This window comes from Ralstonia mojiangensis (genome assembly GCF_023955645.1).
GTDB classification, from domain to species: Bacteria; Pseudomonadota; Gammaproteobacteria; order Burkholderiales; family Burkholderiaceae; genus Ralstonia; species Ralstonia mojiangensis.
In genome coordinates, this window is sequence record NZ_JAMXHU010000002.1 from 636,579 (window position 1) to 659,741 (window position 23,163).

General features: G+C 65.4%; 18 protein-coding genes. 9 read left to right on the forward strand and 9 right to left on the reverse strand.

What is annotated here, in order from left to right:
• Positions 1 to 31: 31 nt before the first annotated feature.
• From NG898_RS09735 to gatC, 4 genes are all read right to left on the reverse strand, one after another.
• A complete protein-coding gene (locus NG898_RS09735; protein ID WP_252692121.1) occupies positions 32 to 994 on the reverse strand; it encodes a dienelactone hydrolase family protein in 963 nt (320 codons plus the stop codon).
• Complete coding sequence (locus NG898_RS09740; protein ID WP_045205144.1) at positions 994 to 1,476, reverse strand: hypothetical protein; 483 nt, start codon at positions 1,474 to 1,476, stop codon at positions 994 to 996. The genes NG898_RS09735 and NG898_RS09740 overlap by 1 nt, the downstream gene beginning before the upstream one ends.
• A 39-nt stretch (positions 1,477 to 1,515) precedes the next feature.
• Positions 1,516 to 3,003: an Asp-tRNA(Asn)/Glu-tRNA(Gln) amidotransferase subunit GatA gene (gene gatA, locus NG898_RS09745; protein WP_252692122.1), complete on the reverse strand. Its 1,488-nt coding sequence runs from the start codon at positions 3,001 to 3,003 to the stop codon at positions 1,516 to 1,518.
• 88 nt (positions 3,004 to 3,091) lie between these two features.
• The gene (gene gatC / locus NG898_RS09750) at positions 3,092 to 3,391 is read right to left on the reverse strand and encodes an Asp-tRNA(Asn)/Glu-tRNA(Gln) amidotransferase subunit GatC (RefSeq protein WP_092974042.1); all 300 of its coding nucleotides are present in this window, start codon (positions 3,389 to 3,391) and stop codon (positions 3,092 to 3,094) included.
• A 502-nt stretch (positions 3,392 to 3,893) separates the two neighbouring features.
• Between gatC and NG898_RS09755 the strand changes: the two genes are divergently transcribed.
• The 5 genes from NG898_RS09755 (at position 3,894) to rodA (ending at position 10,375) form a co-directional block, all read left to right on the forward strand.
• A complete protein-coding gene (locus NG898_RS09755; protein ID WP_004628293.1) occupies positions 3,894 to 4,937 on the forward strand; it encodes a rod shape-determining protein in 1,044 nt (347 codons plus the stop codon).
• 239 nt (positions 4,938 to 5,176) lie between these two features.
• Complete coding sequence (mreC, locus tag NG898_RS09760; protein ID WP_252692123.1) at positions 5,177 to 6,223, forward strand: rod shape-determining protein MreC; 1,047 nt, start codon at positions 5,177 to 5,179, stop codon at positions 6,221 to 6,223.
• Between the two features lie 16 nt (positions 6,224 to 6,239).
• Positions 6,240 to 6,752, forward strand: a complete 513-nt coding sequence (mreD, locus tag NG898_RS09765; RefSeq protein ID WP_252692124.1) for a rod shape-determining protein MreD — start codon at positions 6,240 to 6,242, stop codon at positions 6,750 to 6,752.
• A gap of 42 nt (positions 6,753 to 6,794) precedes the next feature.
• Positions 6,795 to 9,200, forward strand: coding sequence for a penicillin-binding protein 2 (gene mrdA / locus NG898_RS09770; protein ID WP_252692125.1), 2,406 nt, complete (start codon positions 6,795 to 6,797; stop codon positions 9,198 to 9,200).
• Positions 9,201 to 9,223: 23 nt separating this feature from the next.
• On the forward strand, positions 9,224 to 10,375 hold the full coding sequence (gene rodA, locus NG898_RS09775) for a rod shape-determining protein RodA (protein ID WP_037031841.1): 1,152 nt from the start codon (positions 9,224 to 9,226) through the stop codon (positions 10,373 to 10,375).
• A 36-nt stretch (positions 10,376 to 10,411) separates the two neighbouring features.
• Here rodA and NG898_RS09780 read toward each other — a convergent pair whose 3' ends face one another.
• Entirely contained in the window at positions 10,412 to 12,100 is a 1,689-nt protein-coding gene (locus tag NG898_RS09780; protein WP_252692126.1) for an AMP-binding protein, read from the reverse strand.
• Between the two features lie 451 nt (positions 12,101 to 12,551).
• Here NG898_RS09780 and NG898_RS09785 point away from each other — a divergent pair, with 451 nt between their 5' ends.
• Complete coding sequence (locus NG898_RS09785; RefSeq protein WP_024977062.1) at positions 12,552 to 13,490, forward strand: LysR family transcriptional regulator; 939 nt, start codon at positions 12,552 to 12,554, stop codon at positions 13,488 to 13,490.
• Between the two features lie 73 nt (positions 13,491 to 13,563).
• Here NG898_RS09785 and NG898_RS09790 read toward each other — a convergent pair whose 3' ends face one another.
• From NG898_RS09790 to NG898_RS09805, 4 genes are all read right to left on the reverse strand, one after another.
• Entirely contained in the window at positions 13,564 to 16,194 is a 2,631-nt protein-coding gene (locus NG898_RS09790; protein ID WP_252692127.1) for a DNA topoisomerase III, read from the reverse strand.
• Positions 16,195 to 16,449: 255 nt separating this feature from the next.
• Positions 16,450 to 16,830, reverse strand: coding sequence for a thioredoxin family protein (locus tag NG898_RS09795; protein WP_252692128.1), 381 nt, complete (start codon positions 16,828 to 16,830; stop codon positions 16,450 to 16,452).
• Between the two features lie 62 nt (positions 16,831 to 16,892).
• A complete protein-coding gene (gene dprA / locus NG898_RS09800; RefSeq protein WP_252692129.1) occupies positions 16,893 to 18,101 on the reverse strand; it encodes a DNA-processing protein DprA in 1,209 nt (402 codons plus the stop codon).
• 25 nt (positions 18,102 to 18,126) lie between these two features.
• The gene (locus tag NG898_RS09805) at positions 18,127 to 19,314 is read right to left on the reverse strand and encodes a LysM peptidoglycan-binding domain-containing protein (protein ID WP_252692130.1); all 1,188 of its coding nucleotides are present in this window, start codon (positions 19,312 to 19,314) and stop codon (positions 18,127 to 18,129) included.
• Between the two features lie 252 nt (positions 19,315 to 19,566).
• Here NG898_RS09805 and def point away from each other — a divergent pair, with 252 nt between their 5' ends.
• The 3 genes from def to fmt are packed head-to-tail and all read left to right on the forward strand — an operon-like array spanning position 19,567 to position 23,158.
• Positions 19,567 to 20,082 carry a peptide deformylase gene (gene def / locus NG898_RS09810; RefSeq protein ID WP_252692131.1) on the forward strand — a complete coding sequence of 172 codons (516 nt, stop codon included), beginning with the start codon at positions 19,567 to 19,569 and terminating at the stop codon, positions 20,080 to 20,082.
• Between the two features lie 10 nt (positions 20,083 to 20,092).
• A complete protein-coding gene (locus NG898_RS09815; protein WP_252692132.1) occupies positions 20,093 to 22,117 on the forward strand; it encodes an ArnT family glycosyltransferase in 2,025 nt (674 codons plus the stop codon).
• Between the two features lie 57 nt (positions 22,118 to 22,174).
• Positions 22,175 to 23,158: a methionyl-tRNA formyltransferase gene (gene fmt, locus NG898_RS09820; RefSeq protein ID WP_252692133.1), complete on the forward strand. Its 984-nt coding sequence runs from the start codon at positions 22,175 to 22,177 to the stop codon at positions 23,156 to 23,158.
• The last annotated feature ends 5 nt before the right edge of the window (positions 23,159 to 23,163 follow it).

A 23,163-nucleotide genomic window follows, 5' to 3' on the forward strand; every position in this document is an offset into this window, starting at 1 on the left:
TCAGGTATTCAGTGTTCTTGCGTTGCTGCGATCAGGGGTGCGGCGCATCGAGCCACGCCGCGAGCTTCGCAAACGCCGCTTCGCGCGCTGCAGGATCGCCACCGACGGTGACCGTTCCATAGCGACGTCCTTTGGGGATGCCGTTGCGTTCCTTGACTGCAGCCGTGCCGTCAAAGCCGTGATACGCGCCGCCAAACATGTCCAGCTCAAAACGCGCCTGCGGCTGCCGCGCCAGAACGGCCGTCTGCAACGCCTGGCAGTGGTCGGCCGGGGTCCAGTCGTCGTTGCCGCCGGCCAGCAGCAGCAAAGGCGCGTTCAGCCGATAGTCCGGCCGTTTCTGCGCTGACGCACACCCCGGATAAAACGCCACCGCGCGATTGACCGCAGGCGTATCGGCAGGCCAAGCGCGGCTGGCGTCCACGGCTTCCAACACGGCCTGCGCGCCGTTGGACCAACCCAGCAGAACGATGCGGCGGGCATCCACGCCCGGCTGCCCCGCCACCCAGCGGATCGTCGCCAGCACGTCGGCGCGGCGCACCGCACCGTTGATATCGCGCGTGGCGGTGCGTTCGGTGCAGATGCCATGCGGCTTACCGCGCGGGCCGAAGCTATCCGGAAACACCACCGCATAGCCTCGCGCGCCCAGCCACTGCGCATACCCGCGATACCGCGAGCCCAGCGCCTTGGCATCGGCCCCGGCCTGCGTATATAGGCCGCTGCAGCCGTGCAGCGCGATCACCACCGGCGCGCCAGTCGCAGGTGCCTTGACGGGCGATGCGACCCAATAGGCGGTCAGCGTTTGCGGCGCATCCTCGGCGTCTTTCATCGACGCACGCGGAATCTCCACCGTCTGCACGCCAAGTTCTGCAGACGATGGCGCACGCGCAGCCGGCATGTCGGGCAAGGCACCTTCGGCGTCCGGCGTTGGCTGCGCGGCAGCGTGCAGTGCCAAGGCGCTTGCCAGCGCCGCCAACACACGAAGCGTTGTACGCATCACCGGGCATTCCGGGCGCATTGGCCCGTTTGCGGGTCGAACATCACCGGCCAGGCTTCTTCATAGATGCCGGGCGTGCAATGCGCTTCGCAGTTGGCGTGTGCCAGCGTGACACGGCGCGGGTCCTGCCAGACCATCAGCGTGCACTTGCCGTAGCGCTCGCGCAGCTCGATGCTGGGGCGGCGCTTGGTTTGCTGGAATGTCGACAGGTCGAACTGGCACGAACCGCGCCGTCCGACCCACAACTGCCATTGCATTGCGCTGACGTTGTTGTCGGCCACGGTGAGCGTCGCCTGCTCGCGGAAACCGTCTTCCTCGGTCTGGTTGCAGTAGCCGTTGATATCGATGCGGCGGTCGGAAATCGGCGGCGGTTTCGACGGGCGGCTGATGCCGGGAATGGACGGCAGCGGGATCGGCACGCACGCCGCCAGCAGGCCAGCGGCAAGCGCCAGCCCGAGTGCAGTGCGGATGCGGTGGTTCATGCGTGCCTCCTGCATGGAGCGGGTACGTCGTAAGGGGCCTCAGGCCGCCGGCTGGCGGTTGTGCCAATCGGTCGCCTGCTGGAACGCATGCGCAATCTGCAGCATGCGTGCCTCTTCAAAATAGTTGCCGATGATCTGCAAGCCAACCGGCAAACCGTTGGCGCCAAAACCGGCCGGCACGCTCATCCCCGGCAGGCCTGCCAGGCTGGTCGACAGGGTGAAGATGTCTTCAAGGTACATCTGCACCGGATCATCGCTCTTCTCGCCGATCTTCCAGGCCACTGTCGGGGCGACGGGGCCCATGATCACGTCGCACTGCGCGAATGCGTTCTGGAAATCCTGCGCGATGATGCGGCGGATCTTCTGCGCCTGCAGGTAATAGGCGTCGTAATACCCGTGGGACAGCACATAGGCGCCCACGAGGATGCGGCGCTTGACCTCCCAGCCAAAACCTTCGGCGCGGGACTTGCGATACATGTCGGCCAGATCGCGGTATTCCGCCGCGCGGTGGCCGTAACGCACGCCGTCAAAGCGCGACAGGTTGGACGACGCCTCGGCCGGGGCGATCACGTAATACGTTGGGATCGACAGTTCGGTCTTCGGCAGGCTGATGTCGACCAGCGTGGCGCCGAGCTTTTCCAACTCGGCCAGCGCAGCGCGCACCGTGGTGCGCACGTCGTCGGCCAGGCCCTCGCCAAAATACTCCTTGGGCAGACCGATGCGCAGGCCGGCCAGCGGGCGCGCAGCATCGGCGCCTTGCAGCGGCTGGCCGAGCAGGCGGCCGAAGTCTTCCACGTCGCCCCCGCGGCCGGGTTCCAGACTCGTGGAATCGCGCGGGTCAAAGCCGGCCATGGCAGACAGCAGCAGCGCGCAATCTTCCGCCGTGCGCGCCATCGGGCCGCCCTGATCCAGCGACGAGGCAAAGGCGATCATGCCGTAGCGCGACACGCGGCCGTACGTCGGCTTGATGCCCGTAATACCCGAGAACGACGCCGGCTGGCGGATCGAGCCGCCCGTATCCGTCCCCGTAGCAGCGGGCGCCAGATCGGCCGCCACCGCCGCCGCGGAGCCGCCCGACGAGCCGCCCGGCACGTGCTCGACGTTCCAGGGGTTCTTGACCGCGCCGAAGGCCGAGTTCTCATTGGACGAACCCATCGCAAATTCGTCCATGTTGGTCTTGCCCAGCGTCACCATGCCGGCACCGCCCAGGCGCTCGACGACGGTGGCGTCAAACGGGCTGGTGTAATTGCCGAGCATCTTGGAGCCCGCCGTAGCGCGCCAGCCGCGGGTAACGAACACGTCCTTGTGCGCGATCGGCACGCCGGTCAGCGGCGCCGCGTTACCGGCTGCGATGCGCGCGTCGGCGGCCCGGGCCTGGGCAAGCGTTGCCTCGGCGTCGACGTGGGTAAAGGCGTTGAGGTGCGCCCCGGCCTCGATGCGCGACAGGTAATGGCGCGCCAATTCCTCCGCCGAAACCTCCTTGGCGGCGAGTTGGGCGGACAGGGCTTTGATCGTGGATGCGGTCATCGAATACGTTCGGATGGGCTGCCGGCAAGCGCCGGCGACGTCGAATGGAGTGGGCTCAAGACGGGCGCGGGAGCGCCGTTTATGCGGATTACTCGATCACCTTGGGCACGAGGTACAGGCCGGCTTCGGTGGCCGGCGCGCATTGCTGGTAGTCCGCGCGGCGGTCAGCCTCGGTGACGGCATCGTCGCGCAGACGCTGTGCTTGCGCCTGAACCTGCTCGATCGGGTGGGCCATCGGCTCAATGCCGGTGGTGTCCACGGCCTGCATCTGCTCGACCAGCGAGAAAAACTGGTTGAGCTGGGTAAGGGTCTGCGCAGCCTCGCCTTCGGAGATTTCGATACGGGCGAGGTGGGCGATGCGTTTGACGTCGGAGAGTTCGAGTGCCATCGGAATGGGTCAGTGAGTGCAGCGGCGGGCGGGCGACGTACGACAAGCGACGGCTACTGCGCGCGAGGGGCGCCCAGGTTGGGCCCCGACAGCGCCGATTTGCCGCAATTTTGGCGCCAAACGCCCGCCGAATACCCGCAGAGTGCCCGAATTATAAGGTATGATTGCCGACTAAATTTCTAAGTCAGCAGGCGACTTCGTGCAGTCACGGACCCTCTGATTAAGTACTCCGGGAACCTCCCGGCAGTCGCACCGTCAGCATCAGGCGACACTTAATCAAAGGTTCCTTGGGGGCCCCCTCTCCGGGCGGCTCAGCCTCGGCAGGATGGCCAGTGCCACGGCACCCCACCGTCGACCACCACGGAGCCCGCGACATTCCCGGGAGCGCAGTAGCAGGATCGGACCGCATGGCATGCCCTTGCGACGTCCGCGCGTTGGTGCAGCCGTTGCGCCGCAATCCTGCTGCTGGGCCGCCCATGACTCGAAAAACAGGATTCATTCGATGTTCGGCTTTTTGCGCAGCTATTTCTCCAACGATCTCGCGATCGACCTCGGCACCGCCAACACCCTGATCTACGTCCGCGACAAGGGCATCGTCCTTGACGAGCCGTCGGTGGTGGCCATTCGCCAGGAAGGTGGCCCGAACGCCAAGAAGACCATCCAGGCTGTCGGTAAGGAAGCCAAGCAGATGCTGGGCAAGGTGCCGGGCAATATCGAGGCGATCCGCCCGATGAAAGACGGCGTGATCGCCGACTTCACCGTCACCGAGCAGATGCTCAAGCAGTTCATCAAGATGGTGCACGACACCAAGCTGCTGCGCCCGAGCCCGCGCATCATCATCTGCGTGCCGTGCGGTTCGACCCAGGTCGAGCGCCGCGCCATCCGTGAATCGGCGCTCGGCGCCGGGGCGTCGCAGGTGTACCTGATTGAAGAGCCGATGGCTGCCGCGATTGGCGCTGGCCTGCCGGTGTCGGAGCCGTCGGGTTCGATGGTGGTGGACATTGGCGGCGGCACCACCGAGGTGGGCATCATCTCGCTGGGCGGCATGGTCTACAAGGGCAGCGTGCGCGTGGGCGGCGACAAGTTCGACGAGGCCATCGTCAACTACATCCGCCGCAACTACGGCATGCTGATCGGCGAACAGACCGCCGAAGCCATCAAGAAGGAAATCGGCTCGGCCTTCCCGGGTTCGGAAGTGCGGGAAATGGAAGTGAAGGGCCGCAACCTGTCGGAAGGCATTCCGCGCGCCTTCACGGTGTCGTCCAACGAAATCCTGGAAGCGCTGACAGACCCGCTGAACCAGATCGTCTCCTCGGTGAAGATCGCCCTGGAACAAACCCCGCCGGAACTGGGCGCCGACATTGCCGAACGCGGCATGATGCTCACCGGCGGCGGCGCGCTGCTGCGCGACCTCGACCGCCTGCTGGCCGAAGAAACCGGCCTGCCCGTGCTGGTGGCCGAAGACCCGCTGACCTGCGTGGTGCGCGGCTCCGGCATGGCACTGGAGCGCATGGACAAGCTCGGCAGCATCTTCTCGTACGAATAACGGGACCATGCGCCGCGCCGATCCGCGTTCCGCTGTTGCGACCGATTTCGTGACTGCCGTTGTGGTCACGCCAGCCGCCTTCGCGGACCGCTGAGATGCGTCTCGCGCCGGTGCGCCGTGCTCCGCCCGCCAAGGGCTTGGGCACCGCACCAGCGCCACACCCAATCTGTTGCCGGCAGACCGTTGACCTTGACGTTGACCGTCACGCGTCTGCCGTGCCCATTTGAAGCGTCCGGGTCATGGATTACTCCCCGCCGCCCCTCTTCAAGCAGGGCCCGTCCGCCACCGCGCGGCTGGTCGCTCTGCTCGCCCTCGCGCTGGCGTTGCTGGTGATCGATGCCCGCATGTCCGTGCTGGGCGTGGTCCGGCAAGTCGTGTCGGTCATCCTGTACCCCGTCGAGCGCCTGGTGCTGATTCCTCGCGATACGGCACGCGCCGCACTCGAATACACGCAATCGTCCACCAAGCTGGCGGTTGATAACCGCAGCTTGCGCGAATCGGCCGTTGCCCAGGCGCAGCAATCGCTGCGCGCCTCGCAGCTCGAAGCGGAAAACCGCAATCTGCGCACGCTGCTCAATCTGAAACAGCACGCGGCGGTGCCCACGGTGGCGGCGGAAGTCCTCTACGAGGCTCGTGATCCTTATACGCAGCGCATCGTGATCGATCGCGGCTCCAAGGACGGCGTGCGCGCGGGCTACCCGGTCATCGATGACCGCGGCGTGGTCGGGCAGGTGACGCGCGTGTCGCTGTTCGAATCGCAAGTCACGCTGCTGACCGACAAGGACCAGGCGATTCCCGTAGAGGTCGTGCGCAACGGCCTGCGCAGCGTGGCGTTTGGCGGTGCCCGACCGGGTGCGTTGGATCTGCGCTTCATGGCGGCCTCGGCCGATCTGCAGCAGGGCGATCTGCTGGTAACGTCGGGGTTGGACGGTGTCTATCCGGCGGGCCTGCCGGTGGCCCGTATTTCGCAGATCGAGCGCAAGGCCGACACCGCGTTCTCGCGTGTCGTCTGCGAGCCGGTGGCCGGCATCCGCAGCAACCGGCACCTGCTGATCGTGAAGTACGAATCGGGCTTCCCACCGCCGACCGATCTGTCGCCCGCGCCGGTGCCCAAGGGCAAGAACGCCGCCCGCGACGCACGCGCAGAGAAGGACCGCGCTGCACGCGCCGCCGCCGAAGCCAATGTGCCGGGCCCCACGCCTGCCGCTGAAGAAAACACCCCGCCGCCGCGCCCGACCGACGCCGACGGCAATCCACTGGACACCGATTCAGCGCAAAAACGCTGAAGCGAGGCCATCGATCATGAACTCGCCCCAATACCTGCTGCGCCCAGTCAACCCGGGCTTCATCGCGTTCAGCTTCGTGCTGGCCTTCCTGTTCAACCTGATGCCATGGGGCCACATGCAGTGGATTCCCGATCTGGTGGCACTCGTGCTGGTGTTCTGGAACATCCACCAGCCGCGCCGCGTGGGCATGGTGGTGGCCTTCCTGCTGGGTCTGTTGATGGACGTGCACGAAGCGCGTCTGCTTGGCGAACACGCGATGGCCTATACGATGCTGTCGTATTTTGCGATCACGATTCACCGGCGCGTGCTGTGGTTCTCCGTGCTGTCGCAGGCGCTGCACGTGCTGCCGCTGCTGGTGCTGGCGCATGCCGTACCGATCGCTATCCGCCTGCTGATGGGCGCGCACCTGCCGGACTGGCAGGTCATCCTGCCGCCGCTGATCGAAGCCGCGCTGTGGCCGTTCGCAAACGCGTTCCTGCTGGCGCCGCAGCGTCGCCCGGAGAGCGTCGACGAAACTCGGCCCATCTAAGGCGGCCGACTTGATGCGCTCCGCTATTCGCCCTCACCTGGCATGACCGAAATCCGCAACGTCGAACAGGAGCTGTCGCGCTTCCGCCTGCGGCTGGCGGCGGCCGCCCTGTTCGTACTCGTCTGCTTCGGGCTGCTGCTTGCGCGCTTTTTCTGGCTGCAGCAGATCAAGCACGAGCAGTACTCGGCCAAAGCGGAAGACAACCGCATCTCGGTGGCGCCGATCGAGCCCAATCGCGGCATCATCATGGACCGCAACGGCGTTGTGCTGGCGCGCAACTATTCGGCGTACACGCTGGAGATCACGCCGTCCAAGCTGCAGGACACGCTCGACAACACGATCGACCAGCTTGCCCAGGTGGTCGATATCCAGCCGCGCGACCGCCGCCGCTTCAAGCGCCTGATGGAAGATGCGCGCAGCTTCGAAAGCCTGCCGATCCGCAGCCAACTGACGGACCAGGAAGTCGCGCGCTTCTCGGCGCAGCGCTTCCGCTTTCCGGGCGTGGACGTGCATGCGCGGCTGTTCCGCCAATACCCGCTGGGCGAATCGGCGTCGCACGTGATCGGCTACATCGGCCGGATCTCTGAACGCGATCTGGACCGCATCGACAACATGAGCGATGCCAACAGCCAGCCTAACGTGACGTACGACCCGCGCAAGGACTCCAACAATTACAGCGGCACGGAATACATCGGCAAGGTCGGCATTGAACAGAGCTACGAGACCGAGCTGCACGGCCTGACCGGCTACGAAGAGGTGGAAGTGAGCGCAGGCGGGCGGCCGATCCGTACGCTGTCGACCTCGCAGGCAACGCCGGGCAACAATCTGATCCTGTCGCTCGACATCAACCTGCAGCGGCTGGCCGAGCAACTCTTTGGCAACCGCCGCGGCGCGCTGGTGGCGATCGAGCCTGAGACGGGCGACATCCTGGCCTTCGTCTCCAAGCCGACGTTCGATCCGAACATGTTCGTTGAGGGCATCGACAGCACCTCTTGGAGCGAGCTGAACAATTCGCCCGACAAGCCGCTGCTGAACCGGCCGCTGCGCGGCACGTATCCCCCGGGTTCGACCTACAAGCCATTTATGGCGCTGGCTGCGCTGGAGCTGGGCAAGCGTACGCCGCAATGGGGCATGGCGGATCCGGGTTCATTCACGCTTGGCAACCACACCTTCCGCGACGATGCGCCGGGCGGGCACGGCTGGGTCGACATGTTCCGCTCGATCGTGGTGTCGTGCGACACGTATTACTACCGCCTCGCCAACGACATGGGCGTCAACGCCATCCACGATTTCATGAAGCCGCTGGGCTTCGGGCAGATCACGGGCATCGACATCGAGGGCGAACGCACCGGCATCCTCCCGTCCACCGACTGGAAGCGCAAAGCCTACAAGCGCCCCGAGCAGCAGAAGTGGTACGACGGTGAAACGATTTCGCTGGGTATTGGCCAGGGCTATAACAGCTTCACCATCCTGCAGTTGGCGCATGCGGTGTCGACGCTGGCCAACAACGGCGTGGTGATGAAGCCCCACTTGGTGAAGGCCGTGGAGGATTCGCTGTCCAAGGCGCGCAATCTGACGGTGCCGACCGAGAGCTACCGCATCCCGCTCAAGCAGGCCAACATCGACGTGATCAAGCGCGCCATGGTGGGTGTGAACCAGGCGGGTACGGCTGCCAAGGCGTTTGCCGGCGCGCAATATGTGTCCGCAGGCAAGACCGGCACGGCGCAGACCTTCTCGCTGGGCAAGAACGAGAAATACAGCCACCACGCAATTCCCGAATACAAGCGCGATCACGCACTGTTCGAAGCGTTTGCGCCGGCGGATCATCCGAAGATTGCGGTGGCGCTGATCGTCGAGAACGCCGGCTTCGGTGCCACCTCGGCCGCGCCAATCGCACGTGCGGTCATGGACTATTACCTGGCCGGCAAGTGGCCCACCGAACTGGCTGCCACCGCGCCGAAAGCTCAGCCGCAACCGCCGGTGGACACGCCGAGCGTGTTCTCGACCGGCAAGACGGCCACCATCGCCAGCGCAACGGCTACGCCGCAAGTGGCTGCAGAGGCGGCGTCCGGGGTGGCTGCCGCTTCCGGCGTAGGAACCTCCACCGCCAGTGCTGTGGCCGCCGCTTCTGCGCCGGCCGCATCGTCGGTGGCATCAGGGGCCACGCGCAGCACGCCGCCGCTGTCGCCTGACCTGGTGGTGCCGGCCCTGCGAGAGGCCGGCACCGGCGCCGAAGCCGTCGCCCCGGCCACGCTGGACGCCCAGGTGCTGCAAGCGTTGTCGCATGCACAACCGGCCCCCGAACTGCCACCGCGCGGACGTGGCAACGCTGCCGCGCCGGCTTCGGCTCCAGCCACCTCGCCCAAGGGTGCGAAGGATGCCAAGCCGGGTAACAAGCCGGCGCCGAAGCCCGCGCAGAAACCGGCCTCCAAGCCGGCCGCGCCCTGATATTCGCGCTTGAGGATCTCGCCATGGACAAACTGGACAAGCGCCGCATATTCAACATCATCAAGTCGCTCTTCACCGGCTTCGATGGCCCGCTGGCGCTGATCGTCTTCCTGCTGCTCGGCACGGGATTGGTCGCGCTGTATTCGGCCGCCATCGACATGCCTGGCCGGGTGGAAGACCAGGTCCGCAACATCCTGCTGTCGTTCGTGCTGATGTGGATCATCGCCAACTTGCCGCAGCAAACGCTAATGCGCTTTGCGGTGCCGCTCTACACCGTCGGCGTGGCGCTGTTGATCGGCGTGGCGGCGTTCGGGCTGATCCGTAAGGGCGCACGGCGGTGGCTCAATATCGGCGTGGTGGTACAGCCCTCGGAGATCATGAAGATCGCCATGCCGCTCATGCTGGCGTGGTACTTCCAGAAGCGCGAGGGCGTGATCCACTGGTATGACTATCTGGCGGCAGCGTTGCTGCTGCTGATTCCCGTGGGGTTGATCGCCAAGCAGCCGGACCTGGGCACTGCGCTTCTGGTGCTGGCAGCGGGTATCTACGTGATCTACTTTGCCGGCCTGTCTTGGCGGCTGATCGTGCCGGTGCTGGTGATTGCTGTCACGGCGATCACGCTGGTGGTGTCATTCGAGTCGCGCATCTGCGCCCCGGGCGTGAACTGGCCGATCCTGCACGACTACCAGCAACACCGCGTGTGTACGCTGCTCGACCCGACCACCGACCCGCTCGGCAAGGGCTTCCACACCATCCAGTCGATCATTGCCATCGGCTCAGGCGGCGTGACGGGCAAGGGATGGCTGAAGGGCACGCAAACCCACCTGGAGTTCATCCCCGAGAAGCACACCGACTTCATCTTCGCGGTGTATTCGGAGGAGTTTGGGTTGGTGGGCAATGGCGTGCTGCTGTTCCTGTATTTGCTGCTGATCTTGCGTGGGCTCTTTATTGCAGCCAACGCGGGGACGCTGTTCGGGCGCCTGCTCGCAGGGTCGATCACGCTGATCTTCTTCACTTACGCCTTCGTCAACATGGGCATGGTGAGCGGCATCCTGCCTGTGGTGGGCGTACCGCTGCCGCTCATCAGTTACGGGGGGACGGCGCTTGTCACGCTGGGCATGGGCATCGGCATCCTGATGAGCATCGCCCGACAGAAACGCTTCGTGCAGACCTGACAAAACGGCCGCCAGAACTTGGCGGCCGTTTCGTTTTCAGGCGGCGATGGCTTCTTCGCGCAGCAACCTTCGCAGCACCTTGCCCGTCGCGGTGGCGGGCAGCGCATCATGGAACTTCACGCGCCGCGGCACCTTGTACGGCGCCATGTTGTCGCGCGACCAGGCAATCAGCTCGGCTTCCGATAGGGTCACGCCGTTCATCGGCACCACGTGCGCGCAGACGACTTCGCCCTTTTCGGGATCGGGGATGGGCGTCACAGCGACCTGGCGGATGCCCGGGTGGCGCGACAGCAGCGCCTCGACCTCTTCCGGAAACACGCTGTAGCCCGACACCTTGATCATCTCCTTGATGCGGCCCTGCCATTGCAGGTAGCCGTCGGGCGAAACCTGGCCGATATCGCCGGTGCGCAGAAAGCCGTTGTGCAGGACGGCGCGCGTGGCCTCGTCGCGCTGCCAGTAGCCGCGGAACACGCCGGGGCTGCGGATGGTGATTTCGCCAGCCTGGCCGGGCGGCAGTTCAGCGCCGGTATGCGGGTCGACGAGGCGCACCTCAGTCTGCGGGACGATCTTGCCGTGCCAACCCCAGCGCGGGGCATCGGCGGGCGTGATGGCGTCGCAGGTGTGGGTTTCCGACAGGCCATAGGCGGCTTCGTAGATGCGGCACTGCGGGCCGGCAAAGGCACGCCACTGCTCGGCAATCGCTTCTGTCAGCGTGACGCCGAAGCTGGTGCACGGGTTGGCCACCAAGGATTCCATGCGGTACTGCGCCGCGTCCGGATGCGCCATGACCGCCAGGTTCATTGGCGTCATGCTGTACCAGCGTGTCACGCGGTAGCGGTCGATGGCCTGCAGCACGGCCAGGGGATCGAAGCGATAAAGCAGGATGGTCGTGGCACCGGAATACAGCATCACGTTCATGCCCATCAGCATGCCGGCGATATGAGACAGCGGCGCCACCGCCAGCATCACGTCCGAGGCATGGATGCCGCTGACCTGCACCGTAACGGCGGTCTTGTACAGCGCGTTGCGGTGCGTGAGCATGGCGCCCTTCGGCCGGCCGGTGGTGCCAGAGGTGTAGACCATCAGCGCAACGTCATCCAGGCTCACCTGAATGGCGGCCACGGCGTTGCGCTCGGCCACATCCACGGGCTCGGCCATCAACTGCATCAGGTCGAGCTGCGCAGCGCCCGGCTTGTTCTTGAGCGGCGGTGCAGACGAGGCATCGGCGGCAATCAACTCGGGCGGCACGGCCAGCGCCTTGCGGCACGCCGGCTGCGCGGGCTGCAGATCGGCATAGCGCGTGGTGATGACGGTCGTGACCGCCGTGCCGGGCCGGGCGGCCTCGACAATCGGCATCAGGTCGGCCGCCGCCACCAGAATCTTGGCGCCGCAATCGGCCAGTTGGTCGCGCAATTCGTGCTGGCGCGACAGCGGCCCGCAGGGCACGACGATGCCACCCAGCTTGGCCGTGGCCAGATGGGCCACGATGGCTTGCGGACAGTTGTGCAGAAACAGCGCAACACGATCGCCGCGTGTCACGCCCAGCCGCTGCAACTGCACCGCCAGCCGCGTCGAGGCCTGATCCAGCTCGCGCCAGCAGATCGTACGGCCGTACCACAGCAGGGCGATGCGCTCGGGCGTCTGCTGCGCATGATGGGCGCAATACCGGTGCAGCGGCATCTCGCCCGCCAGATAGTTGACCGGTTCGCGGTTCTGGATGGTCATGTGGTGTCTCCTCGGCCGCCGGCATCGCGGGGCGACACATCGGCCGTGATGGCTGCCCTCGTTGCGGGGCGCTCATGCGGGTCAGGGTTCGCGGCATCCATCGTTCGAGTATGGCGAAGCCATCTGGCCACCGCCGCACCGATTTGCGCAAGACCGCGTTCCACCCACGATTCGGGCCAAACATGACCTCGCGCAAGACGAATCTCACAAAAATCTACCGTTCGGTATAGAGTCTCGGCGCAAATCTGCTGTTGCGTCAATCGGTGAGAAGTCGGATACGCAGCCCTGGCAATGAAATATCGCAAACGTAGCTGGGGTGGCACTCTCACATGAGCGTGCGCTCACATTCAAGGATCGCCCCTAGGCAGTGAATTGCTTGTGCCAATATTAAACATTTGCTGTCACGACAGATTTGTTCTATTTTTGACAACAAATTATGTGAGAGGCTGGAATGGATCGTTTGCAGTCGATGCGGGTGTTTTCCAAGGTGGTGGAGCTTGGCAGCTTTGCCCGGGCGGCCCAGCATCTGTCGATGAGCAATGCCGTGGTCACGCGTTACGTGGCCGACTTGGAGGCGCATCTCGGCACGCGCCTGCTCAACCGCACCACGCGCAGCCTGTCGCTGACCGACGTGGGCGAGACCTACCTGCAGCGCTGTGCGCAGATCCTGCTCGACATTGACGAGGCGGAATCGCTGGCCACCTCCCGCAGCCAGGCGCTGGTCGGTGGCCTGCGCATCGTCGCCCCCGTCATGTTCGGGCTGCACGTGCTGCCGATGCTGCTCGCTCGCTTCCAGCAGCTTTATCCCGAGGTGACGTTTGACGTGGCGCTGTCCGACCGCCCGATCGACATCGTCGAGGATGGCCGCGACGTCGGCATCATGGTGTCGGAACTCGGCCTGGGCTCGCACCTGGTGGCGCGCCGCATGATTTCCGCCGAGATGGTCATGGCAGCCACCCCCGCCTATCTACGCCAGCATTCCACGCCGCAGCGCGCCGAAGATATTGCCGAGCATCGCGTCATTGCGATGTGGCACCCGCAACTGCGTCACGAGTGGGAGATGAGCACAGCCGACGGCCAGTCGATTTCAGTGCCGGTGCAGCCCTCGCTCGTCACCAGCAATGCCGAACTGATGCACCGGGCGGTGCTCGCCGACATGGGCATCGCGATTCTGTCGTCGTACATGGCCCGACCGGATCTGGAGTCCGGACGGCTCGTGCGCGTCCTGCCGCAATACAAGCTGCCGCACCGGTCGCTGTCGCTGGTGTACCCGAGCCGCAAGTTCCTGCCGACGAAGGTACGCACGTTCATCGATTACATGCTGGCCCAGGCGATGGAGGTCAAGCACAGCGAGGCGCGCGCCGGCCGTGGCCTGAGCGAAGCCGCATAAGCTACGCCCCATCACCAAAGCAAAACGGGAGGACAGTGTCCTCCCGTTTGCGTTGGTACCGGCGAAACCGCGTTCAGGTCTCGCTGGTGCTTTCCTCGTCAGCCTCGGTTTCAGAGGCTTTCTTGCGTGCCGGGGCCTTCTTGGCAGCCGTCTTGCTTGCGGTCTTGGCCGGCGCCTTCTTGGCGGCAGGCGTTTTAGCCGCAGCGGTCGTCTTCTTCGCCGCGGTCTTGGCGCCGGGCTTGCCCTTGCCTTCGCCGCGTGGCTCGAATTCGAAGCCGATCTTGCCGTCCGGCTGCTTGACCAGGAACGCCTTGAAGTTGCGGCCCGTGCGCGCCGACTTGAAACCGGTCAGCAGATCGGTCTTGCCCTCAGTCAGCAGCTTGCCCAACTGCTCGCGGCTGATCTCCTGCTGCAAGATGATCTTGCCGGTGGTGAAATCGCAGGTCTTGGGCTGCGCCACAGCGTTTTCGCAGACGTACTTCAGGCCGTGCTCGTAGACGCTCCCGTTGCACTTCGGGCAGTGGCCGACGCTTTCCTGTCCCGAGAAATCGACCGGCTCGCCATCGTCTTCGTCGTTCTGGCCGAAGTCGAACTCCATCTTCCAATGACCGTCTTCTTGCGCCAGCTTGAGGATGGCGGCAAACGGCCGGCCCATCTTGCTGCGGAAGCCCTGCAGCGGGCCGATGGTCTTGTTGGTCAGCAGCTCCTCCACCTCGTCCAGCTCGAACTGGCGGCCACCCGGAATCTTGCTGATCGAGAAGTCACAGTGGCTGCAGGCGAAGCGGCGGTAGTTTTCCTTGACCACGTGGCCGCATTGCGGGCACGGCGTGGAAAGCGTTGCGTAGTCGCCGGGGATGGTGTCGCTGTCGTATTCCTTGGCGCGCTTGACGATCTGCTGCGTCATCTGCGCGATCTCGCGCATGAATTCGTCGCGCTCCAGCTGACCACGCTCGATGAGGGAAAGCTTGTGCTCCCAGCCGCCGGTCAACTCGGCCTGCGTCAGTTCTTCCACACCAAGGCCACGCAGCAGCGTCATCAGCTGAAACGCCTTGGCGGTCGGGATCAGTTCGCGGCCTTCGCGCACGAGATACTTTTCCGTCAGCAACCCTTCGATGATGGCCGCGCGGGTGGCTGGCGTGCCCAGGCCCTTACCCGCCATGGCTTCGCGCAACGCATCGTCGTCGACGAGCTTGCCGGCGCCTTCCATGGCGGAGAGCAGCGTCGCTTCGTTATAACGTGCGGGCGGCTTGGTGGTCAGGCCTACCGGCTCGATCTTGTCCGTCTTGACCTTCTCGTCCTTGGCGACCGGCACGAGGTTGGCATCTTCGCCCTGCGCCTCGCGGCCGTACACGACCAGCCAGCCCGGGTTCACCAGCACCTTGCCTTCGGTCTTGAAGTGATGCCCGGCCACCTCGGTCACGCGCGTGGTGACCTGGTATTCAGCCGCTGGGAAGAACACCGCCAGGAAGCGGCGCACCACCAGGTCGTACAGCTTCTGCTCCGGCTCAGACAGATTCTTCGGCGCCTGCAGCGTCGGGATGATGGCGAAGTGATCGCTGATCTTGCTGTTGTCGAAGATTCGCTTGTTCGGCTTGACCCACTGATTGGCCAGGATCTTCTTGGCGTGCGTCAGATAGTTGGGTGAGCTTTCGCCCAGCATATCCAGCGTCTGCTTGACCGTGCCCAGGTAGTCTTCGGGCAGCGCGCGCGAATCGGTACGCGGGTAGGTCAGCACCTTGTGCTTTTCATACAGCGCCTGCGCCAGGCCCAGCGTGTTCTTCGCCGAGAAACCGAAGCGGCCGTTGGCCTCGCGCTGCAGGCTGGTCAGGTCGAACAGCGCAGGCGACATCTGCGTCGAAGGCTTCGATTCTTCCGTCACCGAGCCCGGCTTGTCGCGGCACGCGGCCACGATGCTCTTGGCCTCGGCCTCGCTCCACAGACGCGAATCGCGCTGCTCGGGGTCGAACTCGTTCTTCTTGAACTTCGGGTCGAACCAGCGGCCTTCGTACAGGCCGGCCGCGGCGATGAATTCAGCGCGCACTTCCCAGTAATCGCGCGGGACGAAGCGTTTGATCTTCTCTTCGCGCTCCACCACGATCGACAGCGTGGGCGTTTGCACGCGGCCCACGGTGGTCAGGAAGAAGCCGCCGCCCTTGCTGTTGAACGCGGTCATGGCGCGCGTGCCGTTGATACCGACCAGCCAGTCGGCCTCGGAACGGCAGCGGGCGGCATCGGCCAGCGGCATCATGTCTTCGTTGCTGCGCAGCTTGCCAAAGCCATCACGGATGGATTGCGGCGTCATCGACTGCAGCCACAGCCGCTTCACCGGCAGCTTGGTGTTCGCGTGTTGCGCGATCAGGCGGAAGATCAGTTCACCTTCGCGCCCCGCGTCACAGGCGTTGATCAGGCCGGTCACGTCCTTGCGCTTGATCAGCCGCGTCAGCACCTTTAGGCGCGATTCCGACTTGGCGATCGGGCGCAGGTCAAAGTGCGGCGGGATCACGGGCAGATGCGCGAAGCTCCATTTGCCGCGCTTGACTTCGTATTCATCGGGCGCAGCAATCTCGACCAGATGGCCGACCGCCGACGAGAGGACGTAGTCGTCGCTCTCAAAGTACTCGTCGTGCTTGGTGAAGCCACCCAGCGCGCGCGCGATATCAGCGGCGACCGACGGTTTTTCGGCAATGATGAGAGCCTTGGACATGTGAGCGGATCCTGGCGATCGCAAGTAATCGGGTAAAGAAGAAGTCGCTTTTCTATAGCGACCGTTCGCGTATTTTTTTTAGAGTCTTATGGCAACGCCTGCCGACTTCAAGTGCCGCGGGCGCTTGTCAGCGTGCCCGTCAGGGAGCCATTAACCAGCAGTCGGCCCCAAATTTGGCCGCCAATCATAAGCGCGGTTCCTTTTCAGGCGCAATAGAGTGGCGCATGCATCGCTTAGTGTTGTCAAGGCCAGCGATCACGCCGATTCCAGCAACCAGCCTCGCAAATCCGGGGCCGCTGGCACCACGGGAGCAACGCCCAGATCACGCGAAAGCAATCCCTCAACAACACGGGCGTGAGGCAGGACGGGGCCGAAAAACAACACATCGCTCCCACGCTGCACCAGCAAGGTCGGAAAGTTTTCAACGTCGTAATCGCCAAGCGCATCGGCGTGATCTTCCACATCCACCCAGACAAAGCAGCATTCCGGATGCCGCTCGGCGAGTTCAGTGAAGGTCTTGCGATAGCTGCGGCACGTGCCGCACCACTCAGCGCACAGGCACGCCACCAGCAGTTGCTCCGAGCGAATGCGCGCGTGCAACGTGGCGGCGTCGGTGTCAGGCGAGAGCAGTGGCATGAAAAAAGGCGCTAGGCGACCAGCGGAGTGACGAACGGGTCGCGCTTATTGTAGGCACGCTTTCACGGAAGCCGCAGGAAGCGCCCGCCGGGCTGACGCTCCACGCGGCCATCCAGCTCCAGCGCCAGAAGCTGTGCAGAGAGGGCAGCAGCAGCTTGGCCGGTGCGTTCACATAAGGTATCCAGGTCGACGGGATCAAAACCGAGCGCATCGAGCAACGCGGTTTCGGCAGCACTTGCCGCCGGACGCGCGGCAGGAACCGGCGCGTCAGCAGGCGCCTCGACAGGGGCCGCGCGCGTCGCACGCTTAGCCGGCGCGGCAGCACGCCCCCAGCCGAGTTCATCCAGGATATCGGCAGCGGTTTCCACCAGCTTGGCGCCTTGCTTGATCAGCAGATGGCAACCCTTGGCCAGTGGCGAATGGATCGACCCGGGAATCGCAAACACATCGCGCCCCTGCTCGGCCGCCAGACGCGCGGTGATGAGGGAGCCGGACTGCGCCGCCGCTTCCACCACCAGCAGCCCACGCGCCAAACCCGAGATCAAGCGATTGCGGCGTGGGAAATTCTCGGCGCGCGCGCCCATCCCCAACGGGTATTCGGAGATGATCACGCCAGCCTCGGCAATGCGATGCGCCAGCGCCCGATTGCGTGCTGGATAAACAATATCGAGCCCGGTACCCACGACTGCGATGGTGCTCCCCGGGCCTGCAAGCGCGCCTTCATGCGCCGCCGCATCGATGCCGAGCGCAAGGCCCGACACGATCGTCACGCTCGCCGCCGACAGCGCCTGGGAAAACGCCCGGGCGTTGTCGATGCCGGCGGCCGTGGCGCTGCGCGCGCCCACCACGCCCACCGCTGCAGCGCGCAGCAGGGAGGCGTCGCCCTTGGTGTACAGCAGGGTCGGCGGGTCCGGCAGTTCGAGCAGGCGGGGCGGGTAGCCGCGATCGGCCAGCGTGAAGATGGCGTTGCCCGGCTCGTTCACCCAGGCGACGGTGCGCTCGATCAGCGCCGCAAGCGTGTCGTCGGGCTCGGCAAGCAACGCGCGCGCTTGCCGCTCGGGCAACACCTTGGCAAGCGCGGCATACGGCTGGGCGAAGATGTCTTGCGGCAACCCGAAGGCCGCCAGCAACTGCCGCGCGGCAACGGGACCAACGCCGGGGGTTTCAGTCAGACGCAGCCACGCGGCCAGTTCAGCCGGATCGCGTGTACAGGAGGGGGAAGCGGTGGAATCGGCCGCGGCGGGCGCCGCGACCTGAGATGCGTCGGTCAAATCAAGGACTGCGTTAGCGCGTAGTTCAAGGTTGCGGCGACATCGGGTTGCTGACGCTGTCGCCCACTTCCACGGCGTTCGATGCGTCCGTCACCAGCGCATAGGCTACGTGCGGGAACACACGGAACACGAAGGCCAGGCCGTAGCGCTCAGCGGGCAGTTGCACGGCCTCATTGCCGGCCGTCGCGTCTTTCACGACGGCGCCAGCGCGCGCCAGCGAGAGCACGTGGCCCGGCTCGAGCCCCTGCTGGCTGCCGATGTTCAGCACGACCACCTGGTCGGTACCGCCGAAGCGCACGCCGCCGGTGACCTTGGCGACCGCGCCGTGCACATCGCCTTCCGGCGCATGCGGCACATAGCGCACCGGCACGCGCGGGGGCAGTGGCATCAGTTGCGAGCCGACGCCCATCTCTTCCTTGGACGACAGCACTTCCACCTTGGTCACTGCCTGCGGCCCGGTCGCTGCGCGCACCACGCGCAGCGTGCCGAGGAAGTCGGCTTCGTAACCGAGCACGTTGCCGGTCACCGGATCCTTGAGCGGCCGGACCGGGCGATACGCCTGCCATTCGGTGCCGGCCTGGCCGCCGTCACCTGCAGGCAGACCGCGGGCATAGGCGGTTTCGCCCTTGCCCAGATAAACCCGGCCCTCGGGCAGCGAGAAGATGCGCGCCGGCGTGGCCAGCGTGTCTTCATCCACCACGATCGGCTGGGTCAGGAAAGGCTCGATAGCGGCGGAAGGAATGCTCGAGATGGCATCACCATCCTGCCCCGACACGCGGGTATGCGGCGACAGGCGGACCGTGCTGCCATCCGCCGATGCCGGCGAACTCGACAACCAGGCTCGGCCATTGGCGTGATGCAGATACAGGATCTGGCCCGGATAGATCAGATGCGGGTTGCGGATTTGCTCACGGTTCATACCCCAGAGTTCGGGCCAGCGGTAGGGCCGCTTGAGGTACTTGCCCGAGATTGCCCAGAGCGTGTCGCCACGGCGCACGGTGTACTGCGCGGGCGCGGTGGCGGACAGTTCGGATTCGGGGATGCCCGCTTGGGCAGCCGTCGCGGCCTGCGCCTGTTGCGCCGGCGTCACAGTGCGCTCGGCGGCGTGGGCGGCGCCCATGCAGAAAAGCGCTGCCGCGGCAACCGCCGACAGGGCGCAAACGTAAGGCTGGCGCGCTTTCGTGGCGGTTTGCATGGCGGGCTGAGAGTGCATCGGTGTGTTACGATGGCGCATTATTCTATGAAGAATCGGCGAGTGGTCCGCGTGCCTGTTCGACGCCTCACCGCCGCAGCTGTACGCAGTTCTGCGTCGCAGCAAGAGGGGTATGGCATCCAACATTCGTCAGGCTTTTTCCTAAGCCATGTGGCGGATAGCGCCCCCGATTCTGCATGACATTCCAAGCGATCGCAATTGAAGGCAACCCCTCGTTAGCGTGGCCTTCTGCAACCGTTGTTGCCAAGCATCATGGCCCTACTGAATATCCTGCAATACCCTGATCCGCGGCTGCACAAAGTCGCCAAACCGGTTGCCGTTGTAGATGACCGCATCCGCAAACTGGTGGCCGACATGGCCGAGACCATGTACGAGGCGCCCGGCGTTGGTCTGGCCGCCACGCAGGTCGACGTGCATGAGCGCGTGATCACCATCGACGTGTCGGAGTCGCGCGACGAGCTTCGCGTGTTCATCAACCCGGAAATCATCTGGACAAGTGACGAGCACAAGGTCTGGGACGAAGGCTGCCTGTCGGTGCCTGATATCTATGACAAGGTCGACCGCCCGGCCCGCGTGCGCGTGCGTGCACTGAACGAAAAGGGTGAAACCTTCGAGCTGGAGGCCGACGATCTGCTGGCCGTGTGCATCCAGCACGAGATGGATCACCTGATGGGCAAGGTCTTCGTCGAATACCTCTCGCCGCTCAAGCAGACGCGCATCCGCTCCAAGCTCAAGAAGCACCAACGCGACGCGGTACCGCAGCGTTGAATGCGTTCCCATGCCTGCCGACGTCGGCGCGCACCCTCGCTCCATCCCGCTGATGCCGATCGCTCCCGCTGACGCAGGCCCGAACACCAGCGCGCGCCGCCTGTCGGCACTGCTGGTGCGGCATTGGCGCGCCGTCGTCGTGCTGATGCTGTGCGCGTATTTTGTTGCGGGCACGTTCTGGCGCGCGCCCTGGAAGGCCGACGAGCCGTATTCCTTCGGCATCGTCATCAACATCATCGAGCGCGGCGACTGGGTCGTTCCCAACGTCGCCTTCGAGCCGTTCGTCGAAAAACCCCCGCTGATGTACTGGACGGGCGCGCTGGCCGCGCTGGCGCTGCCCGACATGCCGCCGCACGAAGCCGTGCGCGTGGCGGTGCTGTTCTGGATGGCGCTGACGTGCTGGGCAGTCTGGCGAACGGCACGGCTGCTCCGCAGCGAAGCGCGCGACTGGCGCTTGCGCGTCGGCGCAGACCTCGCTCGCGGACGCCCCGGGCTGACGCTGGCTGCACGCCGGGAAGCCGGGCTCGACGCTGGCGGCGCTGCGCTGCGCGACTATGCGCTGGGCGCGCTGCTGCTGTTTGCCGGCTGCATCGGACTGGCTGAGCACGTCCACAAGTTCATTGCCGATGTCCCGCAGCTGGCTGGCACCGCGATAGCGCTGTATGGCCTCGTGCGGTTCGTCAAAGAGAGCGAAGCCGGGGGCGCAAAGGGCGTCGACGTGCTGCGTCCGGCATTGTGGTTCGGCACGGGCATCGGTGTCGCGTTCCTGGGCAAGGGCGTACTCGTGCCAGGACTGTTCGCGATCACCCTGCTGGCGGCGATCGCACTGCTGCCGGATTTCCGCAACCGCCAGGCATGGCGCTTCTATGGACTCTCGCTGCTGGTGGCGTTGCCGTGGCTAGTGATCTGGCCGGCCATCTTCTGGCGCGAATCGCCGGACCTGTTCATCGAGTGGTTCTGGGTCAACAACCTCGGCCGCTTCTTCGGCTTCTCGCATCTGGGTGGCGAGAAAGGGTCGCTAGCGACGACCATCCGATCGATCTTCCTGACCGGCACGCCCGCGGTGTGGCCCGCGGTAGCAGTGTTGGGCGTGTCGCTGTACAAGCTCGTGCGACAACGCGGGCACGGCGCGCGCACGGCGTGGCTACTCCCGTACCAGGGGCACCTCGTCGTTGCGTTGTTCGTGCTGGCCACGATTGCTGTGGTGCTGCGCTCGGCCGTGCTGCGCGATGTGTACCTGATGCCGCTGCAACCCGCGTTGGCTTTGTTAGGTGCGCCGATGCTGCTCTTGATTGCGCCCGCGTGGCGCGCGCGTGCATGGGGCGCGGCGGTGGCGGTGTTTGGCGCGCTGGGCTTGGTGGTCTGGGCCGTGTGGGGCGCGCTCGTGACCAGCGGCGGGCAGTTGCTGCCGGGCTGGCTGGCCAAGATGTTGGGCCGCGTGCTGCCGCTGCCATATGACATGCTGATCCATCCGGTCGCCGTATTGGCGGCCGGCGGCATCACAGCGCTGTGGGCTGCCTGCGTGTGGCTGCGGCCAGCGCGCTCCGGCGTGGTCGCATGGGCGGCAGGCCTGGGCATGGTGTGGGGCCTGCTCGGCACCCTGCTGATGCCTTGGGTGGATGACGCCCGCAGCTACCGCCCGCTGTTCCAGGCGATCAAGCCGGTGCTCGAATCTGCGCAGATCTGCGTGGCCACGCGCGGCATGGGCGAAAGCGAACGCGCACTGATGCACTACGAAACTGGCGTGCGCCCCGTCAAATGGCTGCTAGGTCACAGCGGTGCCGGCGACGATCACCACCCGAACCCGACCGCGCGCACGTGCGACCTGATCCTGGTGCTCGAAAAACGCCCGGAACATGCCCGACGCCGCCCCCACGGCAACAACTGGGAAATGGTGTGGCGCGGCAGCCGCCCCGGCGACACCAACGAAACCTTCTCGCTGTTCCAGCGGCGCAGCAATGGCGTGTCCGAGGCGCTGCCGTCGCCCGAGCCCATCGTGCCGCTAACCGACACCCCGCATCGCGGCCGTCGCTAAGCCCAATGCGCTACGCTGTCGTGTAGCGCGCCTCCCCTCGTTTTCGGTTCTCCATCCATGACGTCCACCCTTCGCGTAGCGTTTGCCGGCACGCCTGAATTTGCGCAGATTGCCCTGGCGGCGATCCATCAGGCCGGCTTCCCCGTCGTTGCCGTACTGAGCCAGCCGGATCGCCCGGCCGGGCGCGGCATGCAATTGCAGGCGAGTCCCGTCAAGCAATACGCCGTGACGCATGGGTTCGCACCGATCCTCCAGCCGCCGTCGCTGCGTCGCACGGGCAAGTATCCACAGGAAGCCGCCGAAGCCATCGACGCCCTGGCTGCCCAGCGTCCTGACGTGATGGTCGTTGCCGCTTACGGCCTGATCCTGCCACAGGAAGTGCTCGATCTGCCGCGCTTTGGCTGCATCAACATCCACGCGTCGCTGCTGCCGCGCTGGCGTGGTGCCGCGCCCATCCACCGTGCGATCGAAGCGGGCGACGCCGAATCGGGCATCACGCTCATGCAGATGGATGCGGGCCTGGACACGGGCGACATGATCGCCATGGAACGCGTGCCCATCGGCCTGACCGACACGACCGCCACGCTGCACGACACGCTGGCCGCGCTCGGCGGGCGCATGGTGGTGGAGGCGCTCGCCAAGCTGGCGCAAGACGGCAAGCTGGACGCCACGCCGCAGCCCGCCGAAGGCATTACCTACGCGGAAAAAATCGCCAAGGAAGAAGCCACGCTGGACTGGTCGCTCCAAGCCGCCGCGCTGCTGCGCCAGGTGCATGCGTTCAATCCGTTTCCCGGTGCATCTGCCGCGCTGGATGGCGTGACGATCAAGTTCTGGCAAGCGCAAGCGTTGGCCGACCGTCCGGCGGATGCAGAACCCGGCACCGTCCTGGCCGCCAACGCGGAGGGCGTCACCATCGCCTGCGGCGCCGGCGCGCTACGCGTGACCCAGTTGCAGAAGCCAGGCGGCAAACGCCTGCCCGCACGCGAATTCCTGCAAGGCCTGGCAATCCAGCCCGGCCAGCGCTTCGCGTCGCGCGACTAATCGCC